Raw genomic sequence first — 1689 nt, 5'->3', positions numbered from 1 at the left:
GTTCTCGTTCCACTGGACGATCATCTCCGGCGGGATCAGCGAGTCCTCGCCGGTCGCCCCGAGCGAGACGTTGTACGTCCACGTGTCTCCGACCTTCCACGCCGGCGCGGACGTCGCCAGCGGCGACGGAGTCGAACGCGGGTCCAAGGTACTCCACAGTCCGGGCACGACGGCAAACGCGGTCACGGCGAGGGCAATCGCAAGGACGGGCACCGCGAGCGAGAGGAACAGCCTCCGCATGACTCCACTTCCCACAACCTGCACCCTCATAGGTCTGAAGGGGCATCTGCTTTATGGGACAGTCTCTGGAGTGATAACCTCATCTCGGGCCCGAACTCCACGGAGATGGCCATCAACATCGGCGTCCTCGGCGCGGCCCTCGCGAGACGCGAGGAGGCAATTCCGAGAGATGCGTCCGAGGTTCGATTTCACCTGCCGGATCTGGCTCTCCCCGAGGCGGAACCGATCCGGATTGGCATAGAACCCCCGGGCGAGCCATCCGCGGACCGCGGCTTATGCCTTGCCTGTCTTCTGGGCGACAACATGGTGCTCCTGCGAAAGACATTCCTAGGAGCACCGCGATGCCTCCCTGAGCTCCGGATATGAAGCCTCGGGCAAACCAACCCCAAGGGAGGTTCCGTCGCGTCCTCCTGGCGACCGACGGGTCCGAGAACGCGACGCGGGCGGCTCGAGCTGCGATCGACCTCGCGAAGACGTACCACGCCGAGCTCGTCGTCGTGACCGCGATCCCGGCGCCGACCGCGCTGATGCGGACCACGAATCCGGCGTTTCCCCAGTCCACGGCGGCCCTGGGCGAGTACTACACGTACGCGAGGGCGGAGGCCGCCGCCGTGTTGGAGGCTGCGGTCGAGCTCGCGAAGGAGCAGGGCGTCGCGGCACGCCGCCTGGTCCTCGATCAGCCCGCGTCCCCCGTGGAGGCCATCGTGCGTTGCGCGGAACGAGAGAAGGCCGATCTGATCGTCGTGGGGACCCGCGGCCTCTCGGGGTTCCGGAAACTGCTCATCGGCAGCGTCTCGCGGGGCGTCGTGAACCATGCGACGTGCCCTGTCCTCGTCGTTCGGTGACGGGACGAGACGCCCGCACAACCCCGCGCGGGTGCCTCGGTGGGGCAATTGGTGGGCGGCTCGCGCATAGCTTGAAGGACCCGGGTACGCGCCCACGACCCGCTGCACGCCCATACGGGGTCGGGGGAGGGATTCATCCACGACTTCCGGTGCACGTGCGGACACGGGCTTGAGGAGCACCACGGCACCGAGGACTGTTGCGAACCGGACTGCTCCTGCCTCCACTTCGAGATCGACTGGGCATTCGAGGACGAAGTCCTCGCATGACGCCCGAACAGGGGCAAGACCCGCGTGCCCGGATCGGCACGCGGACAATGCGATGTCACCGCGGACCGTCCACGGAAAGTAACACGTCGCGGGGCACGGGTCCCTGACACCCGGAGGGCGGCACCCGCCCTCCGTTGCGTTTAAGTCGCCGCAGGAGGGTCCCTCCCAGGAGGTGCTGTCATGCCCATCGCTCGGCGGACTCGGGTTCCGTTCGAGGCGTGGATCCCTCTGGCCCGGCAGGTGGTCCGCACGTCCCTGCGCCTGGGCTGGAGGGATGTCCTGGAGATCTACACGTACACGCCGACGATTCCCCTGGCGGAGGCCCTCGCCCTGGAGG

The 1689-nt window shown here is 67.4% G+C and carries 3 protein-coding genes; 2 read left to right on the top strand and 1 reads right to left on the bottom strand.

What is annotated here, in order from left to right:
* Window positions 1–240: hypothetical protein (locus VEY12_11085; protein HYM40662.1), on the bottom strand; the 240-nt coding region annotated here is incomplete at its 3' end.
* A 105-nt stretch (window positions 241–345) separates the two neighbouring features.
* Here VEY12_11085 and VEY12_11080 point away from each other — a divergent pair.
* Together VEY12_11080 and VEY12_11075 are read left to right on the top strand one after the other, a co-directional pair.
* Window positions 346–606, top strand: a complete 261-nt coding sequence (locus tag VEY12_11080; protein ID HYM40661.1) for a hypothetical protein — start codon at window positions 346–348, stop codon at window positions 604–606.
* A complete protein-coding gene (locus VEY12_11075) occupies window positions 603–1085 on the top strand; it encodes a universal stress protein (protein ID HYM40660.1) in 483 nt (160 codons plus the stop codon). Before VEY12_11080 ends, VEY12_11075 begins: the two co-directional genes overlap by 4 nt.
* Window positions 1086–1689: the final 604 nt, after the last annotated feature.

Source organism: Thermoplasmata archaeon (genome assembly GCA_035632695.1).
Lineage (GTDB): Archaea > Thermoplasmatota > Thermoplasmata > RBG-16-68-12 > RBG-16-68-12 > RBG-16-68-12.
The sequence above is the reverse complement of the archived record's forward strand: the minus strand, read 5'-3'. Positions and strand labels throughout refer to the sequence as shown.